This is a genomic window from Arthrobacter sp. CJ23 (genome assembly GCF_024741795.1).
Lineage (GTDB): Bacteria > Actinomycetota > Actinomycetes > Actinomycetales > Micrococcaceae > Arthrobacter.
This window is the reverse complement of the sequence record NZ_CP102950.1, coordinates 3671488-3691123: the sequence shown is the minus strand read 5'-3', so window position 1 is coordinate 3691123 and position 19636 is coordinate 3671488. Positions and strand designations below refer to the sequence as shown.

General features: G+C 66.5%; 22 protein-coding genes. 13 read left to right on the top strand and 9 right to left on the bottom strand.

Translation table 11 applies throughout. The annotated features are described in order from the left end of the window. Positions 1 to 61: 61 nt before the first annotated feature. The gene (locus NVV90_RS16620) at positions 62 to 538 is read right to left on the bottom strand and encodes a hypothetical protein (protein WP_258438349.1); all 477 of its coding nucleotides are present in this window, start codon (positions 536 to 538) and stop codon (positions 62 to 64) included. 191 nt (positions 539 to 729) lie between these two features. Here NVV90_RS16620 and NVV90_RS16615 point away from each other — a divergent pair, with 191 nt between their 5' ends. Beyond that, the gene (locus tag NVV90_RS16615; RefSeq protein WP_258438347.1) at positions 730 to 1284 is read left to right on the top strand and encodes a helix-turn-helix transcriptional regulator; all 555 of its coding nucleotides are present in this window, start codon (positions 730 to 732) and stop codon (positions 1282 to 1284) included. 250 nt (positions 1285 to 1534) lie between these two features. Continuing rightward, entirely contained in the window at positions 1535 to 2875 is a 1341-nt protein-coding gene (gene gdhA / locus NVV90_RS16610) for an NADP-specific glutamate dehydrogenase (RefSeq protein WP_258438346.1), read from the top strand. Positions 2876 to 2959: 84 nt separating this feature from the next. On the opposite strand, the gene NVV90_RS16605 is transcribed toward gdhA, so the two are convergent. Further along, positions 2960 to 4264, bottom strand: a complete 1305-nt coding sequence (locus NVV90_RS16605) for an alpha-hydroxy-acid oxidizing protein (RefSeq protein ID WP_396125320.1) — start codon at positions 4262 to 4264, stop codon at positions 2960 to 2962. A 78-nt stretch (positions 4265 to 4342) separates the two neighbouring features. Here NVV90_RS16605 and NVV90_RS16600 point away from each other — a divergent pair, with 78 nt between their 5' ends. Then, positions 4343 to 5044, top strand: coding sequence for a FadR/GntR family transcriptional regulator (locus NVV90_RS16600; RefSeq protein WP_258438345.1), 702 nt, complete (start codon positions 4343 to 4345; stop codon positions 5042 to 5044). Here NVV90_RS16600 and NVV90_RS16595 read toward each other — a convergent pair. After that, positions 5034 to 6047 carry a LacI family DNA-binding transcriptional regulator gene (locus NVV90_RS16595; protein WP_258438344.1) on the bottom strand — a complete coding sequence of 338 codons (1014 nt, stop codon included), beginning with the start codon at positions 6045 to 6047 and terminating at the stop codon, positions 5034 to 5036. The two genes, NVV90_RS16600 and NVV90_RS16595, sit on opposite strands and share 11 nt — an antisense overlap. A 386-nt stretch (positions 6048 to 6433) precedes the next feature. Here NVV90_RS16595 and NVV90_RS16590 point away from each other — a divergent pair, with 386 nt between their 5' ends. From NVV90_RS16590 to NVV90_RS16580, 3 genes are all read left to right on the top strand, one after another. Further along, positions 6434 to 7582: a 3-deoxy-7-phosphoheptulonate synthase gene (locus NVV90_RS16590; RefSeq protein ID WP_258438343.1), complete on the top strand. Its 1149-nt coding sequence runs from the start codon at positions 6434 to 6436 to the stop codon at positions 7580 to 7582. A 159-nt stretch (positions 7583 to 7741) separates the two neighbouring features. Next, positions 7742 to 7954 (top strand): helix-turn-helix domain-containing protein, encoded by a 213-nt coding sequence (locus tag NVV90_RS16585; protein WP_258438342.1) that lies wholly within the window; start codon positions 7742 to 7744, stop codon positions 7952 to 7954. A 173-nt stretch (positions 7955 to 8127) separates the two neighbouring features. Then, a complete protein-coding gene (locus NVV90_RS16580) occupies positions 8128 to 8226 on the top strand; it encodes a 30S ribosomal protein bS22 (protein ID WP_003792170.1) in 99 nt (32 codons plus the stop codon). 121 nt (positions 8227 to 8347) lie between these two features. Here the strand turns inward: NVV90_RS16580 and NVV90_RS16575 are convergent, their stop codons facing one another. Continuing rightward, the gene (locus tag NVV90_RS16575; protein WP_258438340.1) at positions 8348 to 9166 is read right to left on the bottom strand and encodes an HAD family phosphatase; all 819 of its coding nucleotides are present in this window, start codon (positions 9164 to 9166) and stop codon (positions 8348 to 8350) included. Between the two features lie 96 nt (positions 9167 to 9262). Here NVV90_RS16575 and NVV90_RS16570 point away from each other — a divergent pair, with 96 nt between their 5' ends. Continuing rightward, positions 9263 to 9517: a glutaredoxin family protein gene (locus NVV90_RS16570; protein ID WP_258438339.1), complete on the top strand. Its 255-nt coding sequence runs from the start codon at positions 9263 to 9265 to the stop codon at positions 9515 to 9517. An 85-nt stretch (positions 9518 to 9602) separates the two neighbouring features. Continuing rightward, a complete protein-coding gene (locus NVV90_RS16565) occupies positions 9603 to 10298 on the top strand; it encodes a redox-sensing transcriptional repressor Rex (RefSeq protein WP_258438337.1) in 696 nt (231 codons plus the stop codon). A gap of 41 nt (positions 10299 to 10339) precedes the next feature. Here the strand turns inward: NVV90_RS16565 and NVV90_RS16560 are convergent, their stop codons facing one another. The 3 genes from NVV90_RS16560 to NVV90_RS16550 form a co-directional block, all read right to left on the bottom strand. Next, positions 10340 to 11101 carry a hypothetical protein gene (locus tag NVV90_RS16560; protein WP_258438335.1) on the bottom strand — a complete coding sequence of 254 codons (762 nt, stop codon included), beginning with the start codon at positions 11099 to 11101 and terminating at the stop codon, positions 10340 to 10342. Between the two features lie 212 nt (positions 11102 to 11313). After that, positions 11314 to 11805 (bottom strand): hypothetical protein, encoded by a 492-nt coding sequence (locus NVV90_RS16555; protein ID WP_258441262.1) that lies wholly within the window; start codon positions 11803 to 11805, stop codon positions 11314 to 11316. 344 nt (positions 11806 to 12149) lie between these two features. Continuing rightward, complete coding sequence (locus NVV90_RS16550) at positions 12150 to 12698, bottom strand: YceI family protein (protein ID WP_258438334.1); 549 nt, start codon at positions 12696 to 12698, stop codon at positions 12150 to 12152. A 206-nt stretch (positions 12699 to 12904) separates the two neighbouring features. Between NVV90_RS16550 and NVV90_RS16545 the strand changes: the two genes are divergently transcribed. From NVV90_RS16545 to ccsB, 5 genes are read left to right on the top strand one after another with little or no spacing between them, the layout of a single operon-like run. Beyond that, the gene (locus tag NVV90_RS16545; protein WP_258438333.1) at positions 12905 to 13570 is read left to right on the top strand and encodes a histidine phosphatase family protein; all 666 of its coding nucleotides are present in this window, start codon (positions 12905 to 12907) and stop codon (positions 13568 to 13570) included. Positions 13571 to 13572: 2 nt separating this feature from the next. Beyond that, entirely contained in the window at positions 13573 to 14187 is a 615-nt protein-coding gene (locus tag NVV90_RS16540; protein ID WP_258438332.1) for a TlpA disulfide reductase family protein, read from the top strand. A gap of 11 nt (positions 14188 to 14198) precedes the next feature. Beyond that, positions 14199 to 14954 carry a cytochrome c biogenesis CcdA family protein gene (locus NVV90_RS16535; protein ID WP_258438331.1) on the top strand — a complete coding sequence of 252 codons (756 nt, stop codon included), beginning with the start codon at positions 14199 to 14201 and terminating at the stop codon, positions 14952 to 14954. Then, on the top strand, positions 14954 to 16642 hold the full coding sequence (locus NVV90_RS16530) for a cytochrome c biogenesis protein ResB (RefSeq protein WP_258438330.1): 1689 nt from the start codon (positions 14954 to 14956) through the stop codon (positions 16640 to 16642). The genes NVV90_RS16535 and NVV90_RS16530 overlap by 1 nt, the downstream gene beginning before the upstream one ends. Further along, a complete protein-coding gene (ccsB, locus tag NVV90_RS16525) occupies positions 16642 to 17697 on the top strand; it encodes a c-type cytochrome biogenesis protein CcsB (RefSeq protein WP_258438329.1) in 1056 nt (351 codons plus the stop codon). Before NVV90_RS16530 ends, ccsB begins: the two co-directional genes overlap by 1 nt. A gap of 383 nt (positions 17698 to 18080) precedes the next feature. On the opposite strand, the gene NVV90_RS16520 is transcribed toward ccsB, so the two are convergent. Then, complete coding sequence (locus NVV90_RS16520; protein WP_258438328.1) at positions 18081 to 18764, bottom strand: endonuclease domain-containing protein; 684 nt, start codon at positions 18762 to 18764, stop codon at positions 18081 to 18083. Positions 18765 to 19226: 462 nt separating this feature from the next. Next, positions 19227 to 19604 (bottom strand): PLDc N-terminal domain-containing protein, encoded by a 378-nt coding sequence (locus NVV90_RS16515; RefSeq protein ID WP_258438327.1) that lies wholly within the window; start codon positions 19602 to 19604, stop codon positions 19227 to 19229. Positions 19605 to 19636 lie beyond the last annotated feature (32 nt).

Below are 19636 nucleotides of genomic sequence, written 5' to 3'. Positions count from 1 at the left end.
CTTGCTTCGGCAGGCCGCCTGCGTCCAGCGGGCGGGCAGCCGTCAAGCTGGCGGGCAGCCGTCAGCGCCCGGTCTTCTCCGTCTGGAACACCACGCCGGCCGCCCCCACGAGCCAGCCCAGCAGGGACAGGGCGAACGCTCCGAGCAGGTCCGTGGATGCGGGTCCCTTGAACAGCCACAAGACCAGGACCAGCATGCCTACGGTCATGTAGACCATGATGGCGCAGATGACCCGGCCGGACAGCCGCTCCGCCACCTCCACCGGATTCACGCCGGGAACGGCGCCGCCGCCGTCGGCATGGTCCCGCTTCACTTCGGCGATGGTGAAACCCAGCGCGGAGGCCGTCAGGGAACTCAGCGAGGTGGACAGGACGCCCGCAGCCGTGACCAGGGCCCCGTTCAGCTCCGGGGCAGCTGTGATGCCCGTGGGGATCCAGGTGCCGACGCGCAGCAGGACCGTGGCCCACACGAGCACGAACAATGCCAGGAACACACCAGCGATGATGTTGAACATCTGCCTGCGGAAATAGTCAGTCATGGCCTCGCACCCCAAGCTGCTCAGCGGCCGGGGCCTGGCAGGCCGGACGGACCGTGACTCCGTTGTAGCACCGGCCCCCGGCCCGGTCAACGATCCGCCGCCCGCAACCCGGCGCACTCCGGTCCTCACCCCAACCTCACCCCGGCGAAATAGTGATGCCAATCGGCGTATATGTCGCTAGGGTGGGAGACATGGTGACTGACGACGTATTTGCCGTCATTGCTGAGGCAACCAGGCGCGACATCCTGGTTTCCCTCCGCTCTGGGGACAAGGCTGTAGGTGAACTGGTGGAGGAGCTCGCTGCGAGCCAGCCCACCATTTCGAAGCATTTGAAGGTTCTGCGGGAGGCAGATCTCGTCAGCATGCGTGCCCAGGGCCAGAAGCGCTACTACGCGCTGAACCCCAAGCCCTTGGCGGGCATCGCCAGCTGGCTGGAGACGTTCGACGTCGGCGCTGCCCCCACCGCCGTCGTTCCCTCCGCCGTCGTTCCCGTCACCGGAACCACGCACGGCCGCCCCGCCGGCGAGGCAGCGAAGGAAAAGCCGGCCGCTGCCGTCACCACGGCCGTCACCGCCGTCGAGCCCCAGGTCCCGGCGCTCCCCGAAACGGCCGCCGAGCCCGGAGCGGACGATACTGTTCCGCAGCAGATCGGACGCACGGTGGGACGCGCCGCAACCAAGGCCGCCGACCTTCTGGCGAACCTGCCGAGCCTGCCCAACCTGCCGAAGTTCGGCCGGAAGAAGTAATCTCCGCCGCGCCCGGGAAAGCGCACAACGTACACCGAAAACACAGCAATCCAACGTGACGCTCCTCACACCGTTAGGTCGGTGTTCATCGCTGGTTTCCGCGTGATTGCGCCAATTTGCCGCGCCTCCACGTCCTGATGCGGCGCCGGTCACAATGGGCAGAAATGGATGTCCTACCTCCGGTGGTGCGACCATGGGCGAGATTTATACGTCTCGCCGCGGGTCGGCGACCTGAGTGATTGGAACATGCATGGATTCGAGGCTTGAGGCTGTCCGGGACACCGTATTGGCACGCAACCCCGGCGAACTGGAATTCCACCAGGCCGTAACCGAGGTCTTCGAAAGCCTCGGCCCGGTGCACGACCGTCACCCTGAGTTCCTCGAGGGCGCCGTCCTCGAACGGCTGTGCGAGCCGGAGCGCCAGATCATCTTCCGCGTCCCGTGGACCGACGACTCCGGCCGCGTGCACGTCAACCGCGGCTTCCGCGTTGAGTTCAACTCCGCACTGGGTCCCTACAAGGGCGGCCTGCGCTTCCATCCCTCCGTGTACCTGGGCATTGTGAAGTTCCTCGGCTTCGAGCAGATCTTCAAGAACGCACTCACCGGCATGCCCATCGGCGGCGGCAAGGGCGGCTCGGACTTCGACCCCCGCGGCCGCTCCGACGCTGAAATCATGCGCTTCTGCCAGTCCTTCATGACCGAGCTGTACCGCCACATCGGCGAATACACCGACGTCCCCGCCGGCGACATCGGCGTGGGCGGCCGCGAAATCGGCTACCTGTTCGGCCAGTACAAACGCATCACCAACCGCTACGAGTCCGGCGTCCTTACCGGCAAGGGCATGTCCTGGGGCGGCTCCCTGGTCCGCCCGGAAGCCACCGGCTTCGGCACGGTCATCTTCGCCGAGGAAATGCTCAAGACCCGCGGCCAGTCCTTCGACGGCCAGCGCGTGGTGGTTTCCGGCTCCGGCAACGTGGCCATCTACGCCATCGCCAAGGCCCAGGCCCTCGGCGCCACCGTGGTGGCCTGTTCCGACTCCGCCGGGTACATCGTGGACGAAGCCGGCATCGACGTCTCCCTGCTGCGCCAGATCAAGGAAGTCGAGCGCGCCCGCCTCACCGAATACGCGGCACGCCGCGGTTCCTCCGTCTCCTACGTTGCCGGCGGTTCCGTCTGGGACGTCAACGGCACCGTTGCGCTGCCCTGCGCCACGCAGAATGAGCTCGACGGCGACGCCGCAGCAAAGCTTGTCAGCAACGGCCTGGTCGCCATCGCCGAGGGCGCCAACATGCCTTCCACCCGCGAGGCCGTCTCGGTCTTCCAGGAAGCCGGCATCCTGTTCGGCCCGGGCAAGGCGGCCAACGCCGGCGGCGTGGCAACCTCCGCCCTGGAAATGCAGCAGAACGCCAGCCGCGACTCCTGGAGCTTCGAGCACACGGAAGCACGCCTCACCGAAATCATGATGGGCATCCACGACCGTTGCGCCGCGACCGCCGAGGAATACGGCGACCCGGGCAACTACGTGCTGGGCGCCAACATCGGCGGCTTCGTCAAGGTGGCCGACGCCATGCTGGCCCAGGGCCTGATCTAGTCCTTTCCCACCCCAACTGACTCGCATTAGTGGTTGTTTTGAGTCCTCATAGCAACCACTAATGCGAGTCAGTTGTGTTTGGTGCTACTTCTGCAGCAGCCGGACGTGCTCCGGGGTGAGTTCCGCGACCTTGCTGACGCCGAGGAGCGCCATGGTGCGGGCCATGTCCTTCTCCAGGATCTGGATGGTCCGGTCCACGCCCGCCCGGCCGCCGGCCATGAGCCCGTAGAGGTAGGCGCGGCCGATCAGCGTGAAGTCCGCGCCCAGGGCCAGCGCGGCCACGATGTCGGCGCCGCTCATGATGCCGGTGTCCAGGATGATGTCCGCCTTGCCCTTGAGCGCGGCGGAGACCTCCGGCAGCAGGTGGAACGGGATCGGTGCGCGGTCCAGCTGGCGGCCGCCGTGGTTGGAGAGGACGATGCCGTCCGCGCCGTGGTCCACCACCTTGCGGGCGTCGTCCACGGTCTGGATGCCCTTGACCACCAGCTTGCCCTTCCACGTTTCGCGCAGCCAGTCGAGGTCATCGAACGTCAGGGTGGGGTCGAACATGGAATTGATGAGGTCGGCCACCGTGCCGGTGTAGCGAGAGAGCGAGGCGAACGTCAGCGGCTCGTGGGTGAGGAAGTTGAACCACCAGGCCGGGCGGTACGAGGCGTCCAGGACCGTCTTGATGGTCAGCGCCGGGGGAATGGTCATGCCGTTGCGGACATCGCGCAGGCGGGCCCCGGCGACGGCGGTGTCCACCGTGACCATGAGGGTATCGTTCCCGGCCGCGGCGGCCCGTTCGATGAGTTCCAGCGAACGTTCGCGGTCCGTCCACAGGTATAGCTGGAACCAGTTGCGCCCGTTCGGGGCGGCGGCGGCCACGTCCTCGATGGAGGCGGTGCCCATGGTGGACAGGGTGTAGGGAATGCCGGCGGCCTCCGCGGCCTGCGAGCCGGCGTATTCGCCCTCGGACTGCATCATGCGGGTGAAGCCCGTGGGTGCGATGCCGAAGGGCAGCCGGGATTCCTTGCCCAGGATGTCCGTGCGGAGGTCGATGCTGGACACGTCGCGCAGGATGCCCGGCCGGAACTCGATGTCCTGGAAGGCCTCGCGGGCCCGGCGCAGGGTGATCTCCGCTTCCGCGGCGCCGTCGGTGTAGTCGAAGGGGGCCTGCGGGGTACGGCGCTTGGCGATGTCCCGCAGCTCCCAGATGGTGCTGGCGCGGCGCAGGCGGGCGGCCTGGCTGAAGTCCGGCTTCTTGAACTGCATCAACGGAGCCAGGTCGGCGATCTTCGGCACGCGCCGCTTGAGGGCCGGCGGGCGCCCGACGGCGGTGCCGCCGCGTGCGGAGGCGTCACCGCTGGCGCCGTTCAGCGGAGTGGTGGGCTGGATGGTCTGCGTCATTGCTGTCTCCGGACTCGATTGTGTGGTTGGACCACACTCTAGATCATGTGGTCCAACCACATCAAGTAAACTTCGATTATGCGTACCCACGAACTCGTCCTGCACTGGATCGAGAAGCAACTCTCCGATGGCCAGCTGCTTCTCGGCGGCCGGCTCCCGGCCGAGCGGGCCCTGGCCGAGCAGCTGCAGGTGTCCCGCACCTCGGTCCGGGAGGCCATCCGGATCCTCGAGGCCATGGGAGTGGTCCGCGCAGGAGTCGGCTCGGGCAAGGACGCGGGGACCGTGGTCATCGCGGAGCCCGCCTCGGCACTCGGCTCGGCGCTCCGTCTCCATGTCGCCACCCAGCACCTGCCCGTCGCCGACATCGTGGAGACGCGGGCCCTGCTGGAATCGTGGGCGGTGGCGCGTGCCACCGCGGACGCCCCCGCCCTGGCGGAGGCCGCCAGGCTGCTGGACGAGATGGACGCGCACTCCGCCGTCGAGGACTTCCTCGGACTGGACGTCCGCTTCCACCTGGCGCTGGCGGAGGCGGCCGGAAATGCCGTGGTGAGCACCATGATGGGCTCGCTCCGGGAAGCGATTGAAGGCTACGCCGCTGCGCTCACGGCCAATCTGCCCGACTGGGATGCCACCGCCGCGCGCCTGCGGTCCGAGCACCGCGCCATCCTGCAGGCCGTGAACGACGGCGACGGCGCACGCGCGGCCGGGCTGGTGGCCGCGCACATCCACGGCTTCTACCGCGAAGCGGGGATGGGGCAGGCCGCCAAGGCTACGCCCTGACCGGTCCTGTGCTGCCCCGGATTTCCATCTGCGGCGCGAAGTAGTCGGTGGGGGACTCGGCGTCGTTGTTCATGATCTGGTCCCGCATGCGCCGCCAGGCGAGGTCGCCCAGGCTGGCAATAGGGACCGCCGCCGTGGTGAGGGGAGGCATGGTGTACCGCGCGAACGGCATGTCATCGAAGCCGGTGAGGGACATGTCCTCGGGGACGCGCACGCCGCGCGCACTGAGCCCGTTGAGGAGCCCCATGGCGGCGAGGTCGTTGAAGACCAGGATGCCCGTGGCGCCGCTGGCCTGCACGGCGTCCGTTGCCTCAAAGCCGGCGTCGAAGGTGTTCCCGCCAGGCAGGATCTGCAGTTCCACCTCGGGGAAGTCGGCAGTGAACTGCCTCAGGCCCGCGAGCCGCTGCACATTCGAGGCACTGGCCTTGGGGCCGGTCAGGTAGAGCAGCCGGCGGTGGCCGAGGCCCACCAGATGGGCGCCGAGTTCCTGGATGCCCTGGCCGTAGTCCACCACCAGGCTGGGGGTGGGAACCGAGGTGGTGGTGCGGTTGATGAGGACCAGCGGATACAGGGACGGGGCCAGCTCCTCCAGCTCTGCGTCGCTCATGCGCGGGGCGCAGAGCACCACGCCGTCGCAGCGGCGCCTGGCCTCACCGGCCAGGATGGCTTCCTCGCTGGAGACCTCGGAGGAATCGGCGATCAGCACGCGGTAGCCGTCCCGTGCGGCCGCGACACTGAGGCCGCGGAGGATGGCCTGGAAGGTGGGGTTGGAGAGATCCGGGACCACGATGCCGATCGTGTCCGATTTTCCCAGCGCCAGGCTGCGGCCCATGGGGTTCGGCTTGTATTTCAGCTCGGTGGCGGCGGCCCGCACCCGGGCCGCGATGACGGGATCAACGGTGGTGTTCCCGTTCATGACCCGCGACACCGTGGCATGGGAAACTCCGGCCTTGAGGGCGACGTCGGCGATGCCGATGCGCCGGGTTTCGCGTCTGCCCGCCATGGAGTCCTTCCTCTGCCAAACACTTGCTGCCACAGAAAGCCTAGCGGGTACGGGGAAGCGTTTTCTCATCATGACTCGGGGGCCGGCGTGCATGACGGCGGTTTGGCGCGCGGGCCGTTGCTCCTGGAGCCGGGGCGGGTGCCCCAGAAACGCCAGGGCGCCACATCGTGGACGGAATTTGGCCGGCCCGGGACGCCCGGGCTATGGTGTGTCCATGACTAACCGTTGGTATGCGTATTTTTCGTTGGCTCTGGAGGGGCCCGCGTCGCACTGACACGCATCCAACACACCTTCAGAGCCAACAGGGCAGAGATCATTCTCTGCCCTTCGCCATATCCGGCGGGTTCTGAACTGGGACCCGCTCCACATCCGGAACAGGACCCATCATGACCAGCATCGCCGCAGAAACCACCGAAACCGAAGGCAGCGCCCTGAGCGGCGGCGCCAGCCAGCCGTCGACGTCGAACCTGCGCGTCGGCCGCTTCGAGCCCCTTCCCGCCCCGCAGGAAGTGATCGCCGAGCTGCCGCTGAACGAGAAGACCGCAGCCGTCGTCGAACGTGGCCGCGACGAAGTCCGCGCCATCATGGACGGCGTGGATGACCGCCTCCTGGTGATCGTGGGACCGTGCTCCATCCACGATCCCAAGGCGGGGCTCGAATACGCCCGCCGCCTGGTCAGCCAGGCCGAAAAGCACAAGGAAGACCTGCTGGTGGTCATGCGGGCGTACTTCGAAAAACCGCGCACCACCGTCGGCTGGAAGGGCCTCATCAACGATCCCCACCTGGACGGCAGCCACGACATCGCCGCCGGCCTGCGCGCCGCCCGCGGCTTCCTGCACCAGGTGACTGCCCTGGGCCTGCCCACCGCCACCGAATTCCTCGAGCCGATCAGCCCCCAGTACATGGCCGACCTCGTCTCCTGGGGCGCCATCGGTGCCCGCACCACCGAAAGCCAGATCCATCGCCAGCTCGCGTCCGGGCTGTCCATGCCGATCGGCTTCAAGAACGGGACCGACGGCGACCTACAGGTCGCGATCGACGCCTGCGGTGCCGCTGCAGCGCAGCAGGCCTTCCTCGGGATCGACGGCGATGGCCGTGCGGCCCTGGTGGCCACCGCCGGAAACCCGGACACCCACGTCATCCTGCGCGGCGGACGCAAGGGACCCAACTACTCTGCCGACGACGTCGCAGCGGCCTCCGGGCGCCTCTCGGCCAAGGGCCTGAACCCGCGCCTGATCGTGGACGCCAGCCATGCCAACAGCGGCAAGAGCCACCACCGACAGGCCGAGGTGGCCCTCGAAATCGGTGCGCAGCTTGAGGCCGGGGAGTCCTCCCCGATCGCAGGCGTCATGCTCGAAAGCTTCCTCGTGGGCGGCGCCCAGAACTTGGACGTCTCGGAACAGCTCTCCGGTTCCGCCGAGCTCGTCTACGGCCAGAGCGTCACCGATGCCTGCATGGAATGGGACGTCACGGTGTCCGTGCTGGACCAGCTCGCCGCCTCTGCCCGGAAGCGCCGGCTGGCTACGGCCGCCTAGGCCCCTCCCGGGAACGCGGATTTGGCCCAGACACTTTCACAGCGGCACCATCAGCACCTAGAGTATCTAGCAGATGGTTAGATTGATGGCTCAGCATCGACGGACCCAGGCAATTTCGTGGCGTCACTGTCGCGAGCTGAGAGCAAAGGAATAAGAGAAATGTCTTCAGGGGCTAACTTCTCGAACGCACGCTTCATGACCGTGGCAGAAGTAGCCGAGGTCCTGCGTGTTTCCAAAATGACCGTGTACCGCTTGGTCCATTCCGGGGAAATGCCTGCCGTCAGGTTTGGCCGGTCCTTCCGCGTTCCCGAAGAAGCTGTGGCGCAGTATCTCAAGAGTGCCATCGTGGACGGACAATCCGAGTCGGCCTGAGGCCTGCTGTGGTCCGTTGAGCGGACGGCGGTCATTGGGTGCCCCGGATAGGCGGTACCCTGTTAAGGAACGTTTTACGTCATTGTAAGAATCTGTCAGTTGACGAGTCTGTTGCTCAGCTCAAGGCCTCACCCAGCGGACAGGATCTTCATCTAGTTTGGTAAGGAACTTTCGTGGGTTCAGTTATTAAGAAGCGCCGCAAGCGTATGGCCAAGAAGAAGCACCGCAAGCTGCTTCGCAAGACCCGTCACCAGCGCCGCAATAAGAAGTAGAGATACTTCACAAAGCGTGAATGCCCGTCACCTTCCGAGGTGGCGGGCATTTTTGCGTCCTGGGTGGGGCCGACGGCGGCGTTTCGCCGTCGGGCAGTCAGCCGCGACGCCGGGTGTGGATTTAGACGCGCGGCCCGCGGAACTTGGAGAAGCCCCGCCACAGGCCGTACACGGCACCGCCAACGGTCGCGGCCTTCAGCCCGAGGGTGGCGGCACGGCGGCCGGAGCGGAAGTCGTACACGGGCCAGTTGTTCTCCCGGGCATGGCGGCGCAGGGACGCGTCCGGGTTGATGACCACCGGGTGGCCCACCAGGGTCAGCAGCGGGATGTCGTTGTGCGAGTCGCTGTACGCCCAGCAGCGGTCAAGGTCCAGGCCCTCTTCCTCGGCTACGCGCTTGACCGCCACGGCCTTGGCGGGGCCGTGGAGGATATCGCCCACCAGTTGGCCGGTGTACTTGCCGTCGTGGATTTCGCCGACCGTGCCGAGCGCGCCCGTCAGGCCGAGCCGGGTGGCGATGACGCTGGCCACTTCAATGGGCGTCGCCGTCACCAGCCACACCCTCCTGCCGACCCGCAGGTGCTGTTCGGCCAGGGCCTTGGTGCCCGGCCAGATCCGCGACTCGATCATTTCGTCGTAGACCTCTTCGCCGAGTTCCTTGACATCGGCCACGGAGATGCCGGCCGCGAGCGTCAGGGCGGAATCCCGCACCGAGTGCACATCGTCCATGTTCTCGCCGCGCAGCACGAACTTGAACTGCTTCCACGCGAATCCGGCGGCCTGCGACAACGTGAACGCCTTGCGTTCGTACATCTTGCGCGCCACGTGGAAGAGGCTGGCGCCCTTCATCAAGGTGTTGTCGACGTCGAAGAATGCGGCTTCGCCGTAGTGCTGCGGTGCGTTGGGCGCCTTGGCCGCAGCGGCGTTCTTCTCGTCGGGCATGCCTTGAGTCTAATCAATCGCCGGAGCCTTGCGGTGCTGGCCGGGCCCCGCCACCCCGCGTCGACGGCGCGCCCCGCCTCCCGCTACCGTTGAGGCATGCCGAATCCCGACGTCGTACTTCTTACCAAATCTGACTGCCACCTGTGCGCCGCGGCGCGCGACGCCGTCGAACGCGTGACCTCAGGGCTGGGGCTGGGCTGGACCGAGCAGTCCATCGACGCCGACCCCGCCCTGCAGGAGCGCTACGCGGAAGAAGTCCCCGTGGTGCTGGTGGACGGGGTCCAGCGGGACTTCTGGAAGATCGACGAGGCCCGGCTGGCGCGGGTCCTGCAGAAGGCGCTGGCCGGCTGAGCCGGCTGCACGTTCTGTCATCGCTTTGTTGCGTCCGGCAACGGAGTCATAGAGTGGAACAACCAAGAGACGCAATGGAGAGACCGTGACTGCGCTGGAACCGTCGCCCAAGGCGACAACAGGGGATCAAGAATCTGCCGCCAAGCAGATTCCGCCCGCGGCCGTGGCCCGGATGACGCTCTACCTGCGCGCGTTGAACTCCCTGCTGGCCGAAGGCGTGGAACGGGTGTCGTCAGAGGCTCTGGCCGAGGCCTCCGGTGTCAGTTCCTCCACGCTCCGCAAGGATCTCTCGTACGTGGGCTCCTACGGCACGCGCGGGGTGGGCTACGAGGTCCAGAACCTGAGCCGCCACATCGCCGCGGCCCTCGGCCTGACACACGACTGGAAGGTCGCGATTGTCGGTGCCGGCAACCTCGGCAAGGCCCTCGCCCGGTACGGCGGTTTCGAATCCCGCGGCTTCGACGTCGTGGCGATCTTCGACGCGGATCCCATGGTGATCGGCAACGAGGTCGGCTGGCTGCGCGTCAGCGACAGCGCTGAACTTGAACGCGTGCTGGAGCGGACAGGCGCCAATATGGTGGTGCTGGCCCTGCCGGCCACTGTGGCGCAGGACGTCTGCGACCGCGTAATTGCGGCGGGCATCCGCAGCATCCTCAGCTTCGCCCCGGTCCTGCTGCAGGTGCCCCCGCACGTCAACCTGCGCAAGGTGGACATGGCCACCGAACTGCAGATCCTCGCCTACCACGCACAACGGGCGCAGACACCGGGCCGGGCAGTCTAGCCCCGGCCGGGTCCGCGCCCGTTCGCTTGCTGGTCCCTGGCCTAGCGGCCGTACGGGTTCCCCGGCTGGTTGTAGGGGTTCGCGAAGGGCTGGGCCTTGCGGAAGTACGGTGCCGAAGCCGGCAAGTACAGCAGCACGATCGCAGCGATGCCCAGCAGGATGCTGATGGTGCCCACGCCGGGCTGGCTCAGCCCCAGCAGCGAAATTGCGGCGAAGACCGTGCCGAGGATGCGTGCCCAGTTCTTGCCCTTGCGGACACCGAAGGCAACCAGGGCGTAGAGCCCGGCAAAGATCACCGAGAAGACAATGAAGACGGTGACCGCGATGCTGATGAGGCTGTCAGCGTCCAGGCCGGAGGCATTGCTGCCCTGGGCGGCCAGCGCCTCGTCGATCATGCTCCTGCCCTCCGGTGAATTCAGGGTGGCGGACGCGAAGGGGATACCGACCAAGGTCAGCAGCCCGGCAGCAAGGATCAGCCAGAAGGAGATGTTGACCAGCTGCGGCACTCCGGCGGGCGCCGGCTGCTGGCTCGGCCACACGTTTTGCTGCGCGTAAGGGGAGGGCTGCTGGCCGTAGGGCGAAGGCTGCTGCCCGTACGGGGACGGCTGCTGTCCGTATTGGGGAGCCTGCTGGCCGTACTGCGGTGCGGCGGGCTGGCCCGGCTGCGGGGCGTTCTGCCCGTACTGGGGCGCGGGCTGGCCGAACTGCGGCGCGCGCTCGCCATACTGCGGCTCTTCGGGGGTTCCGTTACCGGGGCTGGTTCCGTTACCCGGGTTGGACGGCGGATAAGGAGGGTTGCTCATGGCGTTCCTTTGCTTGGTCGACTGCGATAGCGGCTGCCGGGTGCAGCAAAACGACCCTGCCCCCAGCCTGGCTTAATTCCACCGTACCCCTGCAGCAAGGCGCCAGGGAGGATCACACGCAGGAAATGTGGTGGCAGGGAGCCTGGCGACATTGGCACTGAAGGCCACGGCAGCTTGCCGTGGCCTTCAGAGGTGAGAGCGGTGGGACGGGACTACACGAAGTGCTTCTGCGATTCCGGGAGCCACATCAGGACGGCTGCTGCGACTGCTGCGGCCGATCCGATGAAGTTGATGTTGAGGGTGATGAGCTGGAACAGCAGCGAAATGGCCGCCAGTCCGCCCAGGATCGACAGCACCAGGCGAGCCCAGCGGGCGCCTTCCTTCAGCCGGATCGCAATGAATACATAGAACGCCGCGAAGACCAGGCTGAACACAAGGCCCGCTATGCCGGCTCCGATCAGCAGTTCGCCGAACATGCTCCGGATAGTGAAGATGTTGATGATGCTTGCAATGACTCCAAGGGCCGCAGCTGCGACCCACAGCCAGTAGGAAATGGTCAGCTGCTGCGGCACACCGGTGGTGTCCCTGAGCCGCTGGGCGATGTTGTTGAAATCCAGTCCAAAGGCGTTGCGGGCCGGGGCGGCATAGCCTAGGCCTGCCGGCGGTGCATTGTTGGGGCCCGCAGGGACTCCGTAGCCCGGCATGGGCTGGCCCGGCTGAGCAGGAGGCTGGTACCCCTGAGGCGGCTGATAACCCTGCGGAGGCTGGTAACCCGCAGGAGGGACATTGCCGGGCTGTGGTGGCTGTGCGCCTGGCTGCTGAGGCTGAGGAACTTCGTTTGGGCTACTCATGGCACTCACTTTAGACCCGGGGTTGAAGGATGCCTAGGAAATTTTCAGCCAATTTGATGCCACCGGCGGGGGTTTGTCCAAAGAATTGCCGGATTGTCCGGGACAGCAAAACGGCGCCCTTGGACCGTGCAATGCACGGTCCAAGGGCGCCGCGGGCGCCGGTCCGGGTATTCTGCCGGCGCCAGGACTGTGCGGAGTTATGCGGCAGGCGCGATGAACGCGAGCTCGAGGCTGATGACAACCTTGTCGCTGACCAGGACGCCGCCGGCCTCAAGCACGGCGTTCCAGGTCAGGCCGAAGTCCTTGCGGCTGATGGTGGTTTCGCCCGAAACGCCGGCGCGGGTGTTGCCGAAGGGGTCAACTGCCACGCCGTTGAATTCGGTCTCAATGGCGACCTCCTTGGTGACGCCCTTGATGGTGAGATCGCCCACCAGGTCGAAGCTGTCGCCGTTGGCCTTGACGTGGCGGGAGACGAAGGTGATTTCCGGGAACTTCTCGACGTCGAAGAAGTCTTCGCCCTTGACGTGGCCGTCGCGGTTGGCGTCGCCGGAGTCGAAGCTGGCGGTCTGGATGCTGGCGTTGACCTTGGACGCTGCGAGGGATTCGCCCAGTTCCAGGGTGGCCTCGGCCTGCGTGAACTGGCCACGGACCTTGCTGATGCCTGCGTGCCGGACGGTGAACCCGATTTCGCTGTGGGAGTTGTCGAGGGTCCAGATGCCGGTGGTGACGTTGGCGGGGAGAGTCATGGTGGTGCTCCTTGGTTCGTGTGGAAGGTGGTCCGTTTGCCTGGCCTGCTGATTGTTAGTTGAACTATCAACCGACCCTTGTGTCAAGTATAAACATGCATATGCATCTTTTATTCCAGTGCGGCGGGAACATTTCGCAACAATCTCGAGTTCTACAATCTGTAGAAGATTTCAGATCACCCGACATCTTTGAGAAACTGGTAAACATGCCCCAAGCAACTGTCCATCTGCTTCGCCATGGCGAGGTCCACAATCCCGATGGCGTCCTCTATGGCAGGCTGCCCGAATTCCACCTGTCCGAACGCGGACGGGACATGGCGCAGATGCTTGCCGACCACTTTGCCGCCCGCGTCCAGGCCGGCGCCAAGATCGTGCACCTGGTCGCTTCGCCGCTGACGCGCGCCCAGGAGACGGCGCAGCCCACGGCCGAGGCACTCAACCTTGAGATCCACACCGAGCCGCGCATCATCGAGGCCGAGAACCACTTCCAGGGCCTCCACGCCACCATGGGCGAGTTCATCAAGCCCAAGCACTGGTTCCAGCTGCGCAACCCGCTGCGCCCGTCCTGGGGCGAAGCCTACAAGGACCAGGCCGCCCGCATGCTGGCGGCCGTCGAGGACGCACGGCTGCGCGCCATCGCCCTGGGCGGCGACGGCGCGGAAGCCGTCCTGGTCAGCCACCAGCTGCCCATCTGGGCCACCCGGCTGAGCGCCGAAGGCCGCCGCCTGTGGCACGATCCGCGCAAGCGCGAATGCACGCTCACATCCCTGACCTCCCTGGTGTTCGACGACGACGGCAGGATCGTGCGCGTCGACTACAGCGAGCCGGCCGCGGTGCTGCTGCCCGGCGCAGCCACCACCCCGGGGGCATAGGCATGGACGGCAAGACCCCCCTCGCCTCGCGCCGCGGCGTCCTGGCCGCCGGCGGCGTGCTGCTGGCCGGGCTGACCATGGGCCTGTCCGCCTGCGCGCAGGAGGACGCCCTGGCCAAGCAGGCCAAGGCAGGCGACAACAAGAACTACGTGGCCGGAGACGGCTCCGTGACCGAGTTCGCCAAGGCAGACCGCAGCGCCGCCATCGCCATCAAGGGTTCGCTCTTTGACGGCACCGCCATCGAACCCAAGGACCTGCTGGGCAAGGTGACCGTGCTGAACTTCTGGTTTGCCGCCTGCGCACCGTGCCGCGTGGAGGCGCCCGTCCTCGAAGGGCTGCACCAGGAGTTCAAGGATCAGGGAGTCCAGTTCTTCGGCGTCAACCTCCGCGACGAAAAGGCCACGGCCGAGGCCTTCGAGAAGTCCTTCGGTGTGGGGTACCAGAGCTTCGATGACAAGAACGGCGCCGTGCTCCTCTCCGTCGCCGGCATGGTGCCGCCGGGCGCGGTCCCCACCACGCTGGTCCTGGACAAGGATGGCAAGGTGGCTTCCCGCGTGCTCGGCGAGATCCAGAAGAGCACCCTGAAGGCACTCATCACCTCTGCCGTGGCCGAGTAGGCCGCAGCCCCATGAACAGCCCTTTCGCCGAGACCATCCTGAACGGATCGCTGCTCCTTGCCGTGCCCGTTGCGCTGCTGGCCGGCCTGGTCTCCTTCCTCTCGCCGTGCGTGCTGCCCCTCGTCCCGGGGTACCTGGGCTACGTCACCGGACTCACCGGCGTCGACCTCCAGAAGCAGAAGCGCGGCCGCATGCTGGCCGGTATCGGCCTGTTCGTGCTGGGTTTTTCGGTGATTTTCGTGCTGCTGGGCGGTGCCTTCGGGCAGCTCGGAACGCTCATCACCGGCCCGCAGAACGCCTGGATCACGCAGCTGCTGGGTGTCCTGGTCATTGCCATGGGCGTGGTGTTCATGGGCGGCTTCGGCTGGCTGCAGCGCGACGCCAAGATCCACGCCAAGCCTCCGGCCGGCCTGTGGGGCGCGCCGCTGCTGGGCATCACCTTCGGGCTCGGCTGGGCGCCGTGCATCGGGCCCACCTATTCCGCGGTCCAGCTGCTGAGCCTGTCCGGCGGGTCCTCCGCGGCCAAGGGCGCACTCCTGGCCTTTGTCTATAGCCTTGGCCTTGGCATCCCGTTCCTGCTGATCGCCTTGGCGGTCCGGCGCGGAATCGGCGTCATGGCCTTCTTCCGCACCCACCGCCTGGCCATCCAGCGGATCGGCGGAGGGATCCTGGTCCTTCTCGGAATCCTCATGGCCACCGGGGTGTGGGGCGCCTGGGTGACCGGGCTGCAGTACTGGTTCCAAACCGACGTGAAGTTGCCGATCTGATGAGCGAGCCCGTGAAAGCCAAGAAGAAGTCCGCCGCCAAGTCCGCGGCTCCCGCACTCGACGAGGCCAAGGCCGAGGCCGCGCTGCCGATGCTGGGGGTCAAGGGCATGCTGCGCTGGGCCTGGACCCAGCTGACCAGCATGCGCACGGCACTGTTCCTGCTGCTCCTGCTGGCCGTGGCGGCCGTCCCCGGCTCCCTGTTCCCGCAGCGCCCGGCCAACCCCTCGATCGTCACCCAGTACATCAAGGACCACCCGGACTACGGCAAGATCCTGGATGCACTGCAGCTGTACGATGTCTACTCCTCGGCCTGGTTCTCGGCCATCTACATCCTGCTGTTCGTCTCGCTGATCGGCTGCGTCACCCCGCGCGCCATCGCGCACTACAAGGCCATGCGCTCCCAGCCGCCGCGCACCCCCAAAAGGCTCTCCCGGCTCCCCGAGTACGGCACACTCGTGCTGCCCGCCGACGCCGGGATCCCGGCGTCGCGCGCCATCACGGACGCCGCCGGGCTGCTCAGGAAGCGCGGCTACCGCGTGGAAGTACGGGACGCCGACGGCGCCATGCCGAACCTCGGTGCGGAGCGCGGCTTCCTCAAGGAAGTCGGCAACCTGGTCTTCCACACCTCGCTGATCGGCGTCCTGGTGTCCGTGGCCGCCGGCGGCCTGTTCGGCTACAGCGGCCAGCGCATCTTGGTGGAGGGCGACACCTTCGTGAACACCCTGGTGGGCTATGACCAGTTCACTCCGGGCACCAACTTCCAGAGCAGCTGGCTGCAGCCGTACTCCATCCAGCTGGACAAGTTCGAGGTCAAGTTCGACCGCGAATCACCCAAGAAGTTCGGCCAGCCGATCGATTTCACCGCCGACGTCACCACCAAGGACAACCCGGACGCGCCCGCCCAGAAGCAGGTGCTCAAGGTCAACGATCCCGTCAGCCTCGGCGACACCAGCATCTACCTGACCGGCAACGGCTACGCGCCGGTGGTCACCGTCCGCGACGGCGCCGGCAACATCGCCATGCAGGGGCCCGTGGTGGCGAAGCTGCAGGGCGACAACTACTACTCCTCCGTGGTCATCAAGGTCCCCGACGCCAAGCCGGAGCAGCTCGGCTTTGCCGGCTTCTTCCTGCCCACCGCGTTCGTCACGGACGACGGCATCTCCTTCAGCGGCGACCCCGAGCTGATCAACCCGCAGATGAGCCTCAACTCGTACTACGGCGACCTCGGCCTGGACAAGGGCGTGCCGCAGAACGTCTTCGAACTGGACGTCAAGGGCCTCAAGCAGCTCAACGGCCGCGACCTTCCCACCAAGGGCATCACGCTCGCCCCGGGCATGACGTACACCCTGCCGGACGGCAAGGGCAGCATCAGCTTTGACGGCGTCAAGAAGTACGTGGGCGTGGACATCCACCACAACCCGGGCCAGCTTTACGCGCTGGTCTTCGGCCTTCTCGCCGTGGCCGGCCTGGTCCTCTCCCTGTACCTGAACCGCCGCCGCGTCTGGGTCCGCACCGGCACCCACCACGACGGCCGCACCATGGTGGAATACGGCCTCCTGGCCCGCGGCGAGGACCACCGGCTCGCCGGCGAAGCCGCAGCACTCCGCGAACTCTTTAGCCGGGAATGGCAGCTTGCCGAGCAGGCGGACGCCCCCACCGTCTCTTCCTCAACCTCGAAGGACAACTAATGCCCGTCATCAACGAAACCCTGGGCCAGTACAGCGAGCTGTTCATGCTGCTGGCGGCGGCCACGTACACGGTGGCGTTCATCGCGTTCGCCTGGGACCTCGCCAAGAGCTCCAAGACCCTGCAGGCCGTGGACCTGAAGGCGGCCGCGTCCGCGGCAGGCGCCAAGGTTGCGGTGGCGGCCGGCCGTCTGGGCGGGTCCGACGCCGGCGGGCCGGCAGGCCGGGCCGAGCGTCCGACGTCGGGACTCACCGTTGAGGGAGGCACCGCGTCAGGTGACATGAAGTACGCCGCCGAACGCCGCGTCCCTGCCCGGGTGGCGGTCGCGCTGACGGTCCTGGGTGTCGCGATCCACGGCGCCGGTGTGCTGACCCGCGCACTGGGCGCCGGCCGCGTGCCGTGGGGCAACATGTACGAATTCCTCACCACCGGCGCGTTCGTGGCCGTGGCCGTCTTCCTCCTTGCCCTCATCCGCCGCGACCTGCGCTTCCTGGGCACCTTCGTGCTGGGGCTGGCCGTCATCATGCTCGTGGCCGCATCCGTGGCCTACTGGACCCCCGTAGGCCACCTTGTTCCCGCGCTGCAGAGCTACTGGCTGGTCATCCACGTTTCCATCGCTGTGCTGTCCTCCGCGCTGTTCACGCTGACGTTTGCGATGTCCGCGCTGCAGCTGGTGCAGTCGTACCGGCAGAAGACCCTGGCCGCCGGCGGTGCCGACAAGCTGGGCTTCATGCGCGTGGTCCCCAACGCCCTGAGCCTGGAGAACTTGTCCTACCGCATCAACACCGTGGCCTTCGTGGGCTGGACCTTCACCCTCATGTTCGGCGCCATCTGGGCCGAAAAGGCCTGGGGCCGCTTCTGGGGCTGGGACACCAAGGAAGTCTGGACCTTCGTGATCTGGGTGGTCTACGCAGGCTATCTGCACGCCCGCGCCACCCGCGGCTGGACCGGCACGCGCGCAGCCTGGCTGTCGATCGTGGGCTACCTGTGCGTGATCTTCAACTTCACCATCGTGAACCAGTTCTTCAACGGCCTGCACTCGTACTCGGGGCTGTAAGGGCCGGGCTGGTCGGCGATGCGCTCCTTAGCAAGACACAGACGCCTACTGGTGCCTTAGTCCAGATGGACGGTCAGGACTCCATGCCGCGGCCCTTCCAGCTGCGGATTGCCACTTTGGGCCGCTTTGGGAGCTGGAATGCGGCCTGAAGTGGCAAACGGGTTCTGAATTCGAGGGTTGGTTTTAGGCCTAGGGTTCCCCACTGGCCGTCCAACAGCGTCGGCCAGGTGGTCTGCCGAGAACCAGGTGGTCTGCCGAGAAGAGGCGCTTCCAGCTGCGGATTGCCATTTTGGGCCGGTATTTTGCCATTTTGGGCCGGTATGAGGGCTGGAATGCGGCCCCAAATGGCAAACGGATTCTGGATATCGGGGCTACTTCTGGGCCTAGGAATTCCCGTTGGCCGTCCAGCCGCGTTCTTTGAGCGCCGTCCGAACCCTGGTGACGGCTCTTGGCTCGGCTCCAGGGACGGCTACGTCCAGATCGGCCTGTGTCAGCCGGACCACCCGCCAACCCAGTTCCAGGGCATTTTCGTCACGGGCGATGTCCATGCGCCGCTGCGCTGGCCTTGCATGATGGCCGCCGTCGTACTGAATGGCAATCTTCAGCTCCTCGTAAGACATGTCCGGGTCCTGGATCCAGCCACCGGTCTCGTCAAAGATGGGCAGATTGATTCCTGGTTCGGGAAGCCCGTGCTTCACGAGGAGGAGCCGCACCTCGGTCTCCTTGGGCGAATCGGTCCCTGTGCGCATGCGTTTCCTCGCGTTTTTGGCCTTGTGGTGGCCGGCCGCACCACGTCGCGACTCGAGATACGCGTCCAACTGCCCAGGCGTGGCATCTGGATTGCGGCGCCGGAGAAGGTGGTCGCCGGCGATCACCAGGTCGTCGTCATCGAGGACCGATGCCAAATCGAACCACGTCCGCAGCGCCGAGGTGCAGGTGACCATCCGCCCGTGGGTGATCTCGTCAGGGTGCAGCCGCAACTGATGGCCTTTGACTCCCTTGCGGCGCACGGCCCTTTTGCCGGGCAGCTGCGTCAGATGGATGAAGGCGTGGTCTTGCAGCGTCAAAGGCAGAGGGAAACCCCACAATGCCGCCGCCGTGACGTGGGACGCTACGGCGCCTGTGGCTGCGGTGAGTGCCTGGACCCGCTGCAAGAGCGTGACTTCGGTGCCGGCCCGGATGCGGACTCCGCGACACGGAGTTACTAGATCCGTTGCCCTGGTCCGACGTCGCGTGAGGCCTGCTTCCAGGGCTTGGGCCACGGTGAAGGGGGCGTCGAGGAATTCCGCCGGCAGGCGGTCGGGGCGTCGCATGAATTGATTCTGGGGCCGTGCAAGGCGCCTACCAGCGTTATCCACAGAATTGCGTGCCTGTGGAGGGGGAGTCGGCTGCCAAGGGGTGCCCTGGCGAATAGCCCTTTCGGGCCGGAATGGAGGTCCGAAAGCGGCCTGAAATGGCTAACCGGGCTGGCTAAGCGGAGAAGGCCAGGACGGGGCGTCAGCCTGGCCAGGACGGATGGCCCGGGTGGGTCAGGAGGTGATGCCGTCGCTGCCTTCGACGCCGGTTTCGCCCTTGAGCTTGCGCTCCTTGGCGTCCAGTTCGTCCTTGAGCTTCTTCAGGCGCTCGGCCTCGGCCTTGTTGCGGCGGCGCGCCTCGAGGTTGCGCAGGAACTCGGGATCGTCGTCGGGGGCCGTGGGGTGGCTGAGGGTCTTCGGAGCCTTGCGCGCGGCGTAGGGGCGGCCGAAGATGAACCACAGGATGGCTCCCAGGACCGGGAGGAACACCACGACCACAAGCCAGGCCGGCTTGGAGAGTCCCCGCGTTGAACGGCCATCGGTGCGGATCACGTCCACGAGTCCGTACACGTAAATGACTAGAACGACGATGACGCCAACAACCCGGAGCATGAACCAAGTCTAGTCGCCGCCGGGGTCCTGCA